This window comes from Flavobacterium sp. UBA5153, from assembly GCA_002413745.1.
Taxonomy (GTDB): Bacteria; Bacteroidota; Bacteroidia; order Flavobacteriales; family Flavobacteriaceae; genus Flavobacterium.
The window spans coordinates 1-15,343 of sequence record DHXP01000045.1; the positions used below are offsets into that span (position 1 = coordinate 1).

The 15,343-nt window shown below is 35.2% G+C and carries 15 protein-coding genes; 8 read left to right on the forward strand and 7 right to left on the reverse strand.

The window, feature by feature from the left end; genetic code table 11:
- Window positions 1-55 precede the first annotated feature (55 nt).
- The 3 genes from hemG to pepT all read left to right on the forward strand — a co-directional run bounded on the left by hemG (window position 56) and on the right by pepT (window position 3,271).
- Window positions 56-583, forward strand: a complete 528-nt coding sequence (gene hemG, locus B2145_RS09185) for a menaquinone-dependent protoporphyrinogen IX dehydrogenase (protein WP_291101319.1) — start codon at window positions 56-58, stop codon at window positions 581-583.
- A gap of 118 nt (window positions 584-701) precedes the next feature.
- Complete coding sequence (locus B2145_RS09190; RefSeq protein ID WP_291101322.1) at window positions 702-1,796, forward strand: PAS domain-containing sensor histidine kinase; 1,095 nt, start codon at window positions 702-704, stop codon at window positions 1,794-1,796.
- A gap of 206 nt (window positions 1,797-2,002) precedes the next feature.
- Window positions 2,003-3,271 carry a peptidase T gene (gene pepT / locus B2145_RS09195; RefSeq protein ID WP_291101325.1) on the forward strand — a complete coding sequence of 423 codons (1,269 nt, stop codon included), beginning with the start codon at window positions 2,003-2,005 and terminating at the stop codon, window positions 3,269-3,271.
- A 245-nt stretch (window positions 3,272-3,516) separates the two neighbouring features.
- Here the strand turns inward: pepT and yajC are convergent, their stop codons facing one another.
- Together yajC and nusB are read right to left on the reverse strand one after the other, a co-directional pair.
- Window positions 3,517-3,789, reverse strand: a complete 273-nt coding sequence (gene yajC, locus B2145_RS09200; RefSeq protein WP_291101328.1) for a preprotein translocase subunit YajC — start codon at window positions 3,787-3,789, stop codon at window positions 3,517-3,519.
- Window positions 3,790-3,821: 32 nt separating this feature from the next.
- The gene (gene nusB / locus B2145_RS09205) at window positions 3,822-4,733 is read right to left on the reverse strand and encodes a transcription antitermination factor NusB (protein ID WP_291101417.1); all 912 of its coding nucleotides are present in this window, start codon (window positions 4,731-4,733) and stop codon (window positions 3,822-3,824) included.
- Between the two features lie 268 nt (window positions 4,734-5,001).
- Between nusB and B2145_RS09210 the strand changes: the two genes are divergently transcribed.
- From B2145_RS09210 to B2145_RS09225, 4 genes are all read left to right on the forward strand, one after another.
- A complete protein-coding gene (locus B2145_RS09210; RefSeq protein WP_291101331.1) occupies window positions 5,002-6,762 on the forward strand; it encodes an ABC transporter ATP-binding protein in 1,761 nt (586 codons plus the stop codon).
- 70 nt (window positions 6,763-6,832) lie between these two features.
- Window positions 6,833-7,210, forward strand: coding sequence for a PUR family DNA/RNA-binding protein (locus tag B2145_RS09215; RefSeq protein WP_291101333.1), 378 nt, complete (start codon window positions 6,833-6,835; stop codon window positions 7,208-7,210).
- A gap of 272 nt (window positions 7,211-7,482) precedes the next feature.
- Window positions 7,483-9,732: a beta-glucosidase BglX gene (gene bglX / locus B2145_RS09220; protein WP_291101336.1), complete on the forward strand. Its 2,250-nt coding sequence runs from the start codon at window positions 7,483-7,485 to the stop codon at window positions 9,730-9,732.
- A gap of 392 nt (window positions 9,733-10,124) precedes the next feature.
- Window positions 10,125-11,528 carry an amidohydrolase family protein gene (locus tag B2145_RS09225; protein WP_291101339.1) on the forward strand — a complete coding sequence of 468 codons (1,404 nt, stop codon included), beginning with the start codon at window positions 10,125-10,127 and terminating at the stop codon, window positions 11,526-11,528.
- A gap of 72 nt (window positions 11,529-11,600) precedes the next feature.
- On the opposite strand, the gene B2145_RS09230 is transcribed toward B2145_RS09225, so the two are convergent.
- The 4 genes from B2145_RS09230 to B2145_RS09245 form a co-directional block, all read right to left on the reverse strand.
- A complete protein-coding gene (locus B2145_RS09230; protein ID WP_291101342.1) occupies window positions 11,601-12,059 on the reverse strand; it encodes a YbhB/YbcL family Raf kinase inhibitor-like protein in 459 nt (152 codons plus the stop codon).
- A gap of 55 nt (window positions 12,060-12,114) precedes the next feature.
- Window positions 12,115-12,330 (reverse strand): hypothetical protein, encoded by a 216-nt coding sequence (locus tag B2145_RS09235; protein ID WP_291101345.1) that lies wholly within the window; start codon window positions 12,328-12,330, stop codon window positions 12,115-12,117.
- 49 nt (window positions 12,331-12,379) lie between these two features.
- Window positions 12,380-12,691 carry a four-helix bundle copper-binding protein gene (locus tag B2145_RS09240; protein WP_291101348.1) on the reverse strand — a complete coding sequence of 104 codons (312 nt, stop codon included), beginning with the start codon at window positions 12,689-12,691 and terminating at the stop codon, window positions 12,380-12,382.
- 322 nt (window positions 12,692-13,013) lie between these two features.
- The gene (locus B2145_RS09245; RefSeq protein WP_291101351.1) at window positions 13,014-13,346 is read right to left on the reverse strand and encodes a tRNA-binding protein; all 333 of its coding nucleotides are present in this window, start codon (window positions 13,344-13,346) and stop codon (window positions 13,014-13,016) included.
- Between the two features lie 139 nt (window positions 13,347-13,485).
- Here B2145_RS09245 and B2145_RS09250 point away from each other — a divergent pair, with 139 nt between their 5' ends.
- Window positions 13,486-14,043 carry a thioredoxin family protein gene (locus B2145_RS09250; RefSeq protein ID WP_291101354.1) on the forward strand — a complete coding sequence of 186 codons (558 nt, stop codon included), beginning with the start codon at window positions 13,486-13,488 and terminating at the stop codon, window positions 14,041-14,043.
- Window positions 14,044-14,340: 297 nt separating this feature from the next.
- On the opposite strand, the gene B2145_RS09255 is transcribed toward B2145_RS09250, so the two are convergent.
- The gene (locus B2145_RS09255) at window positions 14,341-15,273 is read right to left on the reverse strand and encodes a peptidylprolyl isomerase (RefSeq protein WP_291101356.1); all 933 of its coding nucleotides are present in this window, start codon (window positions 15,271-15,273) and stop codon (window positions 14,341-14,343) included.
- Between the last annotated feature and the right edge of the window lie 70 nt (window positions 15,274-15,343).

Consider the following 15,343-nt stretch of genomic DNA (forward strand, 5'->3'; position numbering starts at 1 on the left):
ATTAAATTTTAACCATTACTTAGATAGGTGCGATTGCCCATAATTTTTAATAAAAATGAAAACTAAAATCGGAATGCTATACTCCACCGTAGATGGACAAACGCTAAAAATCTGCAACAAACTAAAAGAAGTTCTAGTCGAAAACGGCAACGAAGTTGAACTTTTCTCGATTGAGGATTTCGACAAGAAAGTAACTGATTTTGACAAGTTTGTGATGGGATCCAGCATTCGATACGGAAAACACAATTCGAAAATAATCGAATTCATCAACCAGCATAAACAAGAGTTGGATAATACCAAAAACGCCTTCTTTTCGGTCAATCTTGTGGCAAGAAAATCAGATAAAAACACGCCGGAAACCAATCCCTATTTCATCAAGTTCCTGAAAGAAATTAGTTGGATTCCTAAAAAATCAGCTGTTTTTGCCGGGAAACTTGATTATCAAAAATATTCTTTTACCGACAGATTGATGATTCGACTCATCATGTGGATGACAAAAGGACCAACCGACCCAAAAACTGAAATTGAATACACCGATTGGAATAAAGTCAAAAAATTTGGGATAGTACTGGACAATATGTAAATTTATCTTATAAAAAAATATTTTTTTAACACATTATCCAACTAAAGACACACTATCTTAGCCATTCTTTTCCATTATTGGTAAAACGATTAGAAAACAATAGTCTTAACAACAGAAAATGACAGGCAATCCTAATTTAAATCTCAATCCAAGAAGTGACTACATATTCGAACATTTTTTTGAACTATCGCCTGACTTGCTTTGTATTGCAGGGTTTGACGGGTTTTTTAAAAAAATAAATCCTGCTGTTTCTAAGTTATTGGGCTACACCAACGAGGAGTTATTTTCGAAACCTATTAGTGAATTTATATATAGTGATGACCGGGAAACTACCGCAAAATATCGAGAGGAACTTACAAAAAGCAGTCCACTATTGAATTTTGAAAATCGATATGTAACGAAAAGCGGTGAAATTATATGGCTTTCCTGGACTTCATTGCCGGTAGAAAGTGCCGATTTAGTTTATGCAATTGCTAAAAACGTCACCCATACCAAAAAATTGGAAGAAGAACGAAATTTACTGCTTACCAATTTTACAAAAATAAATGCCGATCTCAAGAAATTAACCTACACCAGTTCACATAATTTCAGATCGCCGGTAAATAATATGCTTTCCATATTTAGTCTTCTGGATGTTTCTAAAATTAGTGATCCGGAAACACTGTTATTCATTGAAATGCTAAAATCAACCAGTGAAAGTTTAAGGCAAGCTTTGAATGATTATGTGGATGTTTTAATTCTAAAAGATACCACAACGGCGCAAATTGAGGAAGTAAATTTAAATAAGGCTTTAAATATAGTGTTACGCTCCATCAATTCTTTAATACAAAATTCAAAAAGCACCATCAATGTCGACTTTTCGGAATTTAAAAAAATTCAATTCAATAAATCCTATCTGGAAAGCATATTTCTAAATTTAATAACAAATTCGATTAAATATGCCAAGCCTGGCAGTTTTCCAGCTATTTCTATTTATTCCAGGAAACTCAATGGAATTAACCAATTGGTTTTTTCTGATAACGGTCTGGGTTTTGATATGGATGTCGTAAAAGATAAAATTTTTGGTTTGAACCAAAAATTTCACAATCATATTGACAGCAAAGGGATCGGGCTCTATATAGTGCACAATCACATTACCAGTTTAGGAGGCACCATTTCTGTAGAGAGTAAAGTGAATGAAGGAGCAAAATTTATTATATCTTTTAAAGACTAAAAATCAAGCCCCCAGCTATTTCTCAATTCTATTCCTGCACATCGGAGAAAAGTCCAAGAAATTTGGGGTTTTACTGAACACTATGTGAAAATTTGCCAGAATATTTTAATTGTTTATGCTCACACATAAAAATTCCTCACTTTAGTAATAAATTGCCCTGAAAATCTCCTGAAAAATTGATTATATTTGCCTAAAACAAAGACAAAATGCAACATATCATTGACCGCTTTATAAGTTACGCAATTATTGACACTGAATCTGATTCACACTCAGAAACTACTCCAAGCACAAAAAAACAATGGGTTTTGGCCAATAAGTTGGTCGAAGAATTGAAATCCATAGGAATGCAGGACGTGACAATTGATAAAAATGCATACATAATGGCATCTTTACCCAGTAATGTGGACCATAATGTGCCAACAATTGGATTCATTTCTCACTTTGATACCTCTCCAGATTTTAGCGGTGCCAATGTAAAACCTCAAATTATTCCAAATTATGATGGGGGAGACATCATTTTAAATGCCGAACAAAATATAATATTGTCTCCAAATTATTTCAAGGATTTGTTAAAATACAAGGGACAAACTCTAATTACGACTGACGGAACCACGCTTCTGGGCGCAGATGATAAAGCCGGAATTACCGAAATTGTCACCGCAATGGAATTCCTGATAAAAAATCCAGAAATCAAACACGGAAAAATCAGGGTTGGGTTTACGCCAGACGAAGAAATAGGTCGTGGTGCTCATCATTTTGAGGTCGAAAAATTTGGTGCCGATTGGGCTTATACCATGGACGGAAGTCAAGTGGGCGAACTGGAATATGAAAATTTTAATGCGGCTGGGGCCAAAATCACTTTCAGGGGAAAAAGCGTTCATCCGGGTTATGCCATAGGAAAAATGATAAATTCAATGCTTATTGCCAATGAATTCATCAATGAATTACCCAAAGACGAAATACCGCAGGAAACCAAATGTTACGAAGGTTTTTTTCACGTACATCATCTAACAGGAAGTATAGAAGAAACGGTTTTGGAACTTATCATTCGGGATCACAGCAAGAGAAAATTTGAGAAACGCAAAGAATTGATTGAAAAAATCATCCGAAAAATCAACAAGAAATTTGCAAAACAATTTGGTGGGGATATCGTTTCAGCCGAAATAAAAGACCAATATTACAATATGAAAGAAAAGGTTTTGCCTGTAAAACACATTGTGGACATTGCAGAAAAAGCCATGATGCAATTGGGAATTAAACCACTCATAAAACCTATTCGAGGAGGAACTGATGGATGCCAATTATCCTATAAAGGATTGCCTTGCCCAAATATTTTTGCTGGTGGACATAACTTTCATGGAAAATACGAATATGTCCCCGTGGAGAGCATGCAAAAAGCAGTTGATGTAATTGTAAAAATCGCCGAATTAACAGCAATAAATGGTATCAATGAGGAAAAACCAAAAGTAAAATAATACCATTTTAGTTTTTAATTTACCGACAAAGACTAGCCCACTATTTGTCATTCCGACGCAGGAGGAATCTCAACAAATGTGAGCAACAAGAGGAGATTCCTCCTGCGTCGGAATGACAAAACTATACAAGGCATTCCAGTAAAATCCAAAGCAAAATGGTATAAAACACAAACTTCCCTGATTTCAGTTCATAAAAAATCCTCTCGAAGTTTCGAGAGGATTTTTTTATGGCTGCAAAAACAGAATTATTTTTTGTTCAATGATGCGCTCATTTCCATAGAAATTGCAGAACGTTCCATTTTTAATTTTCCGGCCATTGTTTCGATAACAACAGTTGTATCTGAAAGCTCGGAAACTTTTCCGTGAAGTCCACTTTTTGTGATGATTTTGTCACCCACTTTCAAAGTGCTTTCAAATTCTTTTTCGTTTTTGGCTCTTTTTTGTTGTGGTCTGATCATAAAAAAATAGATTACCACAAACATTAATAAAAACGGCGCAAATTGAGTTAATTGTCCCATAATTTTAATTCTTTTTTTGTTTATAAATTGTATTACATTAATCCACGACCAGCTTTAACTATTCTATTACTGGCTTGTAGTTCTTTTACTAAATTGTCTAAAATTCCGTTGATAAAAATACTACTTTTTGGAGTAGAATATTCTTTGGCAAGCTCTAAATATTCATTTAGGGTAACTTTGACAGGAATAGAAGGGAATTTCAAAAATTCGCAAATCGCCATTTTAAGAATAATCGTGTCAATTTCAGCAATTCTTTCACTGTCCCAGTTTGGCGTTTTATCTACATATTCTTTTGCCAATTGAGGTTCATTCAAGACTGTTTTTCTGAACAAATCCTTGACAAAATCTCTGTCTTCATTGTCTTTATATAATTTCGGAACCCTAAAATTGCCTTCTTCAACGGGTTTTATCGCTTTCAATTGCTTGATAATTTCAGTGTTTACCAATGGAATATCGTCAACCCAAGTCAATTTGTTGTCTTCCAGATATTCATACAATTTTTCATTTGGAACAATCACGTCCATAAACAAATCAACAATAAATTCCTTGTCTTCCTCGAATGTGTTTACGGCATTGCTCATGTATTTTGCATACAATTTGCTTTGTTTTATATTATTGAGAAGCAACAATATATAATCATCGTTTAACGTCCAATTATTGATTTTACGATTTTCCAAAGCGATGCTCAAAGAATTATTTTCGGCAAGAATTTGAAAAATACTGTTCTTGATAAACTTTTCGTTAGGTTTGCGTTCTTCGGGAGTTGCAAGGTGCTTTTGGCTTGATTTATGTAAAAATATGGTTTCTTTTTTACAGATTTCTATCAATGAAGAAAGCATTATAAGGTATAAATCTTGAATGGCGTCTATACTATAAAAAAGGAATTTTTCTTCTTTTTCCAAATCATCTGACCCATTTTGATGCATCGCATATATGGATTGCATAACCTTAACGCGAATATGTCTTCTATTTACCACCTTGTAAGAACTTTTATTAATTAGTTTGCAAAAATAAGAATTTCATTTTTTAAAACAGAAATAAAACATCAAAAATATTTTATTATCAACTAATTTTGCGTTTCCGGGAGAAAAGGTAAAAATCCAGATGGGACAGTTTCCTTATATTTATCTTTAAACCGTACATTTGGCATTTGCATACAATCAAAATAAACAGATTACAAAAATAAAACTTACAGATTCAACACCTAATAAAATGAAAGAATTACGCTATTTAAATAAATATTTCGTCAAATATAAATACAGCTTTTTGTTGGGTATCCTTATTACCATTGTAGCCCAGATATTTTCTTTGTTTACACCAAAATTGATCAGCAAATCATTTAAAGTAATTGAAGAATTTTCCAAGGACAAAACCGTAGCCAAATCCGTTATTCAGCAAGAGCTACTTACAAATATCTTACTGATAATCGCCACTACCATTATAGCGGGTTTCCTTACTTTTTTGATGAGACAAACCCTAATTGTCATGTCGCGCCACATTGAATTCGATTTAAAAAACGAAGTCTTTAGGCAATATGAAAACCTTTCCCATAATTTCTACAAGCAAAACCGTACGGGCGATTTGATGAACCGCATTAGCGAAGATGTTTCAAAAGTAAGAATGTATGTTGGTCCGGCCGTAATGTACACCATAAACACTATTATTCGCTTTGCAATCGTGATTGTATATATGTTTAATGTGTCGCCACGATTGACATTGTACACCTTGCTTCCGTTGCCCTTATTGTCGTATGCCATCTTTAAAATAAGTTCTGAAATCAATAAAAGAAGTACCATTTTCCAACAATATTTATCCAAAGTTTCCAGTTTTACACAAGAAATATTTTCGGGAATTCGAGTTATAAAAGCCTATTCATTGGAAGACCAACATCAAAAAAATCTTGAAAACTTGGCAGATGAAAGCAAAAGCAAAAGTTTGAGTTTGGCGAAAATACAAGCTTTATTTGGCCCTTTGATGCTCGCGCTTATTGGAATAAGCAACTTGGTGGTAATTTATTTTGGCGGGATAATGTATATCAATGGAACCATAAAAAGCATTGGAACCATCGCCGAATTTATCTTGTACGTAAATATGCTTACTTGGCCTGTGGCTTCGCTGGGTTGGGTTTCGTCCATGGTACAAGAAGCCGAAGCATCCCAAAAACGCATCAATGAGTTCTTGAAAATCGAACCAGAAATACAAAATATGAACCCTGACAAATCGGTAATTGAAGGCACAATTTCTTTCGAAAATGTGAGCTATACTTATGAAGACACCAATATAAAAGCATTACAGAATATATCTTTTACGGTACACAAAGGCGAAACTCTGGCAATTCTCGGAAAAACAGGTTCCGGAAAATCAACCATCGTTTCCTTGATATCTCGCTTATATGACGTAACCGAAGGGCGAATTACCATTGACGGGAACGAAATAAGCAAAGTAAACTTGTACGACTTGAGAAACAGCATCGGGATTGTGCCACAAGACGCTTTTTTGTTTTCGGACACTATCAAAAATAACATCAAGTTTGGCAAAGAAAACGCAACCGACGAGGAAGTGGAAGCCGCGGCAAAAAATGCCGAAGTACATAATAATATTATTGGTTTCAACAAACAATACGACACCATTTTAGGGGAAAGAGGCATTACGCTTTCTGGCGGTCAAAAACAACGGGTTTCCATAGCAAGAGCGATTATCAAAAATCCGAAGATTTTACTTTTTGACGATTGTTTATCGGCAGTTGATACCGAAACGGAAGAGGCAATATTGAATAATTTACAGAAAATTTGCAAGGACAAAACAACCATTATTGTGAGTCACAGAGTTTCATCCGCTAAAAATGCGGATAAAATCATAATACTCGACGAAGGAAAAATTATTGAACAAGGCTCTCATAATCAATTGATAAATCAAGGAGGCTATTATGCCGCCTTGTATTTGAAGCAACTTTCCGAAAAAGAAATGCAATAATTGTTGTGTAATACATATATTTTTTAGATTTTTGATTACTGCTTAACAACAATAAATTGACAGAAGGATTATGAGAGAAAATGACATGTTAGAAAAAGAAGAAATATTTTCTAAAGTATTACGAGCTGGAAGAAGAACGTATTTCTTTGATGTAAGAGCTACAAAAGCCAATGATTATTACATTACCATTACCGAAAGTAAAAAATTTACTGAAGTAGACGGCTCTTTTCACTTCAAAAAACACAAAATTTATTTGTACAAAGAAGATTTTGCCGCATTCACGGAAATTCTGGAAGAAATGACTTCTTATGTTTTGAACCACAAAGGCGAAGAAGTGATATCTGAAAGACATCAAAAAGATTTCAAAAAAGAATATGTTTTAGAAAAATCGGAAGAAGAAATACCACATTCATCCAGTTTCACCGATATTGATTTTGACGACATCTAATTTTCAGTCAAAAAAGTATAAAGTCCAAAAGTCGAAAGATTTTTGGACTTTTTTGTGTATATTTAGAAAATAATCGTCTAAAAATACTATTGATAACAGAAACAAAATTGTAAATAATAACCCACAACAAGTCGATACGTTTAGCTGTTTAAAATTCAGTGCAATACTCAAATGAATCGTGATAACAATAAATCATTTTGGGTATAGCTTTTTAAAATATTCAATAAAAATAACCGCTAATCACAATATCACAACTTTAAAAAACCAATAAAATGACCCTAGCCCACAAATTATTTTTCACTTCGATTTTCCTCATTTGCCTCTCAATTCCAGCCTTTAGCCAAAATAAAGAGGTTGAAATAAAAATAGAAAAAATACTAAAAGGTATGAGTATCGAAGAGAAAATTGGACAAGCGAGCTTGAAGGGCACTTCGAGCAGAGGCAAAGGATTGTCTGAGGAACTCAAGGCAGAAGTACGAAAAGGGTTAGTCAGTGCGATTATAAATCTCACAGATCCGATAAATGCTGCAGAAATTCAAAAAATTGCCGTTGAAGAAAGCCCCAATCATATTCCCTTATTATTTGGGCGCGATGTCATTCATGGTTATAAAACCATTTTCCCAATTCCGCTTGGGCTTGCCGCTTCATGGGATATGGATTTAGTGGAACGAACTTCTGAGGTTGCGGCTAATGAATCTTATTCAAAATGTATCAATTGGACTTATGCTCCCATGGTAGATATCTGTCGCGATGCCCGTTGGGGACGCATAGCAGAATCTCCAGGTGAAGACCCCTTATTGGCTTCCAGATTAGGAGCTGCTTATATCAAAGGATTTCAAGGCAATGATCCTTCCAAACCCGGGCGAATACTAGCTTGCGCTAAACACTTTGCTGCTTATGGAGCTACAGAAGGTGGTCGAGATTACAATACCGTAAACATCTCAGAATCTCTTTTAAGAAATGTTTATCTGAAACCGTTTGAAGCATCCGTGAAAGCAGGTGTTGCCACGTTTATGACCTCCTTCAATGACGTGAATGGCATTCCTGCTTCGGGAAATAAATTCCTCCTTAAAAAAGTATTGCGTGACGAATGGAAATTTAACGGCTTTGTAGTAAGCGATTGGAATTCAATTATAGAAATGGTTAATCACGGTTATTGCGTTGATGAAAAAGAGGCCGCTTTCAAAGCAGCTTCGGCAGGTCTCGATATGGAAATGACCAGTTTGTCTTATGCGACTCACTTGAAAAATTTAATCGCAGAAAAGAAAGTATCTGAAGAGGCATTAAACGAAATGGTGAGAAACATTCTACGAATAAAATTCCGTGCAGGAATTTTCGATAATCCCTATTTCAAAGGCAGGGAGAAATTCGCTTTGCTGGATTCAAATGCTTTGGCACTTGCTAAAAAAGCAGCCACCAAAAGTTGTGTGTTGTTGAAAAATGAAAAGGAGATTCTTCCGCTGGCTGCAAACAAAAAAATAGCAGTTATTGGTCCATTGGCAGATGCAGCCCGAGAACAACTGGGTACTTGGACATTTGACGGAAACAAAAATGATTCTCAAACACCTCTGAAAGCCTTACAACAAACTTACGGAACAACAACTATTTCCTATGCAGCCGGACTAAGCTATAGCCGTTCTGAATCCGAAGAAGGTTTTGCAGAAGCCATTGCCACGGCAAAAAAATCGGATGTCATTTTATTCTTTGCCGGAGAAGAAGCCATACTTTCTGGTGAAGCCCATTCCAGAGCCGATATCCGTTTGCCAGGGATTCAAGAGCAATTAATAGATGAATTATATAAAACAGGAAAACCAATTGTATTGGTAATTATGGCGGGAAGACCCATTACGATGGAGCATATTCTACCCAAAGTTTCGGCAGTATTGATGGCTTGGCATCCCGGTACTATGGCAGGACCGGCTATTGTAGATTTGTTGAGCGGTGTTGCGAATCCTTCTGGAAAACTCCCTGTAACCTGGCCTAAAGAAGTGGGGCAAATTCCAATCTATTACAACCATCCCAATACCGGAAGACCCGCTGATCCCAAAACATTTGTCGGCATTCGTGACATCCCAATCGAAGCTTGGCAGAGTTCCCTTGGCAATGCTTCACATTATCTTGATGCAGGTTTCGCACCACGTTATCCTTTTGGATTTGGACTTTCCTATACTAATTTTACGTACAGTGATTTAATTGTTGAAAAAACAACGCTCAACACGAAAGATAATTTGGTGGTAACCGCATCCATTACCAATACAGGCAAACGAAAAGGTACTGAAACAGTGCAACTTTATATACGGGATATAACAGGAAGTATTGTAAGACCGGTAAGAGAACTAAAAGATTTTTATCAAATCGAATTGAATCCTGGAGAAATGAAAAAAGTACGGTTTTCTATTCCTGTTTCTGATCTTGCATTTTATAATGATGAGATGGTATATCAAACTGAAGCGGGAGCCTTCAAAGTGTGGATAGCTTCTGATGCTGAAAGTGGATTGGAAGGTGATTTTGTAGTTGAATAATTATAAAATTTCAATGTCCTGACCGTAGGTATAATTATTAAAAACGTCAGTCCGAGGTTTAATTTTTTACAAAAAACATAATTCTAAAAAACCGGAAGAAGAAATACCACATTCATCCAGTTTTACCGATATTGATTTTGACGACATCTAATTTTCAGTCAAAAAAGTATAAAGTCCAAAATTCGAAAGCTTTTTGGACTTTTTTTTATCCAATTCTCAACCCATTTTCCATCTTAAAATCGGACACCAATAAAACCACGTCACCTTCTTCTCCACTGCTTTCGGCACCAAGCATTCACTCATAAATTTAGCATAATTTTTCATTTATATGATTAGTATATTTAGGATTTCACTAACTTTGTTAAGTTTAACTTACTGAAAATGAAATAATTATGAAAAATATTATTATTTTATCATTATTTACATTACTCTCTTTTTTATTCGGGTGCAAAAATTATTACACCAAAGAACTCATTAAAAAAAGCGACAATACTTTTCCAATTTTAATTACCGAAGTCAATATTTTTAATGGAAAGGACAGCACTTTAATCTTAAATAAAGATGTTGTTATTGAAAATGGATTCATTAAGGTAATTACGAATCATTTTATCCCCATAAAAAATAAATCGTACAAAATAATTAACGGAAAAGGCAAAACATTGATGCCCGGACTAATAGACGCACACGTTCACCTTTCCGGAAGCGGGTCTGTTCCTTGGAAGAATGTCAAGGCAAATGAAAAATACAATTTATCGGCTTATCTCTATGCTGGAATCACGACAGTTTATGATATGGGAGGAACAGCCTCAAGTATGGAGAAATTATCCGAAAAAGTGGAGAAAGGAACTCTTTTGGGACCAACAATTTACCACGCTCATATTCCCATCACCATAAAAAATAGCCATCCAATCCCACTTTCAAAAGAAATTCTTGGTTGGCCTTTAAAACTGTTTGTTGGCATTATCACTCCCACAATTAAAAATACCGGAGAGGCGAAAAAAATTATTGAAAAATACACTAACAAAAAAGTAGATTACGTAAAAATTATTTGTGACCAAATACCTCCGGATTCTCCGGAAATGCCATTCCCATTATTAAAGGCATTAATTGATGAATCCCACAAAAAAGGATATAAAGTATTTGTCCATATGGGCAGCCCAGAAGATGCCGTAAATGCTGTAAAAGCTGGAGCAGATGTTCTTGCTCACGGTATTTGGAGAGGAAAGCTAACTCCGGAACAAGCGGATGTAATTGCAAATTCAAAAGTTCCTGTCATTTATACATTGGCCGCTTTTCAAAATGTAAATTCCATCAATAAAGGAGAGTATATTCCCAATAAGTACGACACCTTGTTAGTTCCTAAAATTATTCTTGATCCGGTGACCAAATGGAATGGATTGGATATAAAAAATCAACCGGTAATGAGTGCTTTTTTCAATGATGTAACAAACAAGAGCCCTTATTGGCTGGACAACTTTAAGCTTCTTCATAATAGAAATGTGACAATAGTATTGGGGACAGATAGCTTACTTCCTGGAACTTATGCAGGAAGTACTTTTCTTCAAGAAATTGATGTTTTAAAGGAATATGGGATGACGAATTTTGAAATTCTAACTGGCTCTACTTATTTATCATCTAAACTTTTCCTCCAAAATCCTGATTTTGGTAGCGTAGAAGTAGGAAAAAAAGCGAACCTATTGTTAATTAACGGAAACCCTCTAGTAAATTTGAAACTTGTAAAAACTCCCGAAACCATACTAATGAATGGCACCATTATCCTGAAAATTAAATCCTAAAAAAGGTGAATTAGTTTTCCTTTCCAAAAACATTTTCCAATCTCTCAAGCCATTTTCTACTACAAAAACAGGTTACCTCTCATACAAACCTATTAAATCGCCTGAGAAAATAATATGCCCTTCCATAGCATCTAAAAGTCCTTTTCTATCAGTATTTGGAGATAGAGAACTAAGTTTTGTGTCTAAAGCATACACTTTAAAATGATAATGGTGTATGCCGCTTGGAGGACACGGACCGAAATACTTATTTTCGTGCATACTGTTTCTGCCTTGTATCCCAGGTTTACTGTTTTCTTTTATTATTTTGTTTCTTACCGGAATATCCCACATTACCCAATGGCAAAATATTCCATTGGGAGCATCTGGATCATCTACGATAATGGCAAGACTTTTTGCGTTCTCGGGAATATCGTTTATCATAAGATCTGGGTTTATATTTGCTCCATCGCAAGTATATTGCGAAGGAATAAATCCATTGTTCTTAAAAGCGAAACTTTTTATTGTCAAGGTGGTGCTTGTTATTGTTGCCATGATATATAGTATAATAAAGTTCATAATTGTGTTTATTAAATCGCATTCTTTTAAGTCATTTTTTAATTTTTAGCTTTTTTGGAAACATTTTCGTTATTAATCCGCGATTGTTTGCCCACGTTTTCGCATGACTTATTGCTGTGGCAATGATTCGCCCCTCCTCCATGTTTCCTTTTTTGAATAATGCATTGGCAATTTCAATGGCTTTATTGCGAACCACTCCGGGAAGATTCTTCAGAGAGTTTGGATAATCTGTTTTTGTCCAAGGCATGGCATTTTGTTTTACTTTTTTGTTTTTGAATCATAATAATGGCCTTTTCCTAATATGTCAATCCTTGTTCGTGAATCATTGCTGCACATTTTCGACATGCATCAGCACATTTTTGGCAATGTTCCATTTGTGGATATTTTTCACATTCAGTGGCACATCTTTCGCACATCACTAAACATACTTTTAAAAAAATATCTGCATTGTCAGAGTTTCGCTCCAACACTTGTGCTGTCAAACGGCATAAATCAGCACAATCCTGATCGTTTATCATACAGCTGGACATATCCATTTCTTTTTCTAAATGGCAAGCATCATAACAATGTGTGCATTGTGCGGCACAAAAATGCAATACGTCAATCATTTTTTTCTTTTCCATTTTTTATGTATAATTAAATTTATAATCTTGTTTTAAATCAATGAGCTGATTATCCATAATTTTTTTACATTGTTGCGCTTCCCTAACTTTTAGGAGATTCCACTAATAATTAGATTTCCCTTAATTATCTAAAGGATTACACTAATCAAACGACAAAGTCATTTGGAGTAAATAAAATAGACTCTTAATTAAGTATGAAGTAAATTTACGGATTATTTTTATTTAAACACCTTAAGAACAAGTTATTAACATTTTTATAACTGGAATTTTAATTGTAAATTCAGTTATTTTACAACTGTTTTTGAAGTCATCTGATTGGTAATCCATTTTCGATTTTGAAATCCGGCGCCAATAAAATCGCGTCGCCTTCCTCACCAACTGCGCCAAGAACCAAACACTCGCTCATAAATTTCCCGATCTGCTTTTTTGGAAAATTGACCACAGCAATAATTTGCCGATTAACTAAATCTTCTTTTCGGTAGCGTTTGGTGATTTGTGCGGAAGTTTTTCGAATCCCAATATTGGAACCAAAATCAATCGTGAATTGGTAAGCCGGTTTTCTGGCTTCAGGAAAATCATTGACTTCGAGAATTGTGCCAACTCGCATTTCCACTTTTTCGAATTCAGTCCAAGTTAACATAGATTTCTCTTTAAAGTTTTAGGATTTAAATTTACTGTTTTCACTCTAAAAAACAATCCTTTTTTATTAACTTTAAATTTTAAACCAACACACACTCCTCCCCATCCCAAGAGGGGAGTTTTAAAATCTCAAACAAAAAATGTCAAGAACTCCATCGAATATGTTGCCACTCGGAACTATTGCTCCTGAGTTTTATTTGAAAGACATGAATTCTGTCGATATGAATTTTTCTTTTGCAGATATAAAAGGCGAAAAAGGAACTTTGGTAATGTTCATCTGCAACCACTGTCCGTTTGTACATCATGCTATCGAAGAAATAGTGCGAATCGCCAATGATTATCGTGTGCAAGGCATTGGAGTTGTGGCAATTTCCAGCAATGATGTATCAAAATTTCCGCAGGATGCTCCCGAATTAATGACGGAGTTTGCTTTCGAAAATAACTTTGAATTCCCCTATCTGTATGATGAAACGCAGCAAGTGGCAAAAGCGTATGATGCTGCCTGCACACCCGATTTCTTTTTGTTTGACAATCAAAACAAGCTAGTTTATCGAGGTCAACTGGATGATAGCCGACCGGGAAACGGCATTCCGTTAAGTGGAAGCGATTTGCGTGGCGCGATTGACGGCGTGATTTACAACCGAATTATTAATCCCAATCAAAAACCAAGTTTAGGTTGTAATATTAAGTGGAAGTAAGATTTTATGAATTTGAACGTCACTTCGAGTGCTTTTTGGCTTAATAGACAGATCGTCACTTCGAGTAATTTTAAAAAATTGCGATTAGCTATTTTTTAAAATTGTATCGAGAAGCCTCTTTCACACAAAAGTTCTCGATACTTCGTAATGGTTTTCTGTCGCAAACCATTACTCAATCGAACTGACGAATAGAAAACCGAACTTACTGCATAAAAAAATCCCAAAACTCTCGCTTTGGGATTTCTGTTATTTGTCACAAAATTAAAACTTCGTATTTCTAACTTCGTAAATCGTAAATTACTTTACGTCCATCAATTCAACGTCGAAAATTAAAGTGGCGTTTGGTGGAATTGCTCCTCCAGCTCCTGCGGGTCCGTAACCCAAATCAGATGGAATTACAAAACGTGCTTTGTCCCCCACTTTCAACAAGGCAATTCCTTCGTCCCAGCCCTCGATAACTTGACCTTGTCCTAATTTGAATTCAATTGGTTTTTTTCTTGGATAGGAAGAATCAAAAACTTTTCCGTTTTCTAATGAACCTTCATAATGAACAGCTACTGTTTTTCCTTTTTCGGCTTGTTTCCCGTCTCCTTTTTGAATAAATTGGTAACGTAAACCGCTTTCTGTTTTTTCGAAACCAGCGGCCAATTTTTCCATTTTAGCTTCGGTTTCCGCTTTTAAAGCTGCAGCACGTTTCAAACGAGCACCTTTTAAACCAACAAAAGCTTCAATTGCATTCCAGTTTTTAGCTTCATCACCTACTCTAATAATTTCAAGAGTTTCTAATTTATCGCCTTGAGCAATTGCATCAACTACATCTTGACCTTCAATTACGTTTCCAAAAACCGTGTGTTTATCATCAAGCCATGGTGTTGCCACGTGCGTGATAAAAAATTGAGATCCGTTTGAACCTGGACCTGAGTTTGCCATAGACAAAACACCCGGCGCGTCGTGACGCAAATCTTGGTGAAATTCATCATCAAATTTGTATCCTGGATCACCTGTTCCTGTTCCAAGAGGACAACCACCTTGAACCATAAAATTAGGAATCACTCTATGAAAAGTTAAGCCATCATAAAATTTAACCCCTTGAGGTTTTACTTTATTTTCCATATTCCCTTCGGCAAGAGCTACAAAGTTCCCTACTGTTCCTGGAGTTAAATCGTGTGTTAGTTTTACTAAAATCGATCCTTTTGAGGTGTTGAATTTAGCGTATATTCCGTTTTCCATTTTTATTGTTTTTTATTGAAGTGCAAAATTACGAATTAAATAGAGAATTTGGAAATTTGATGATTTGAAA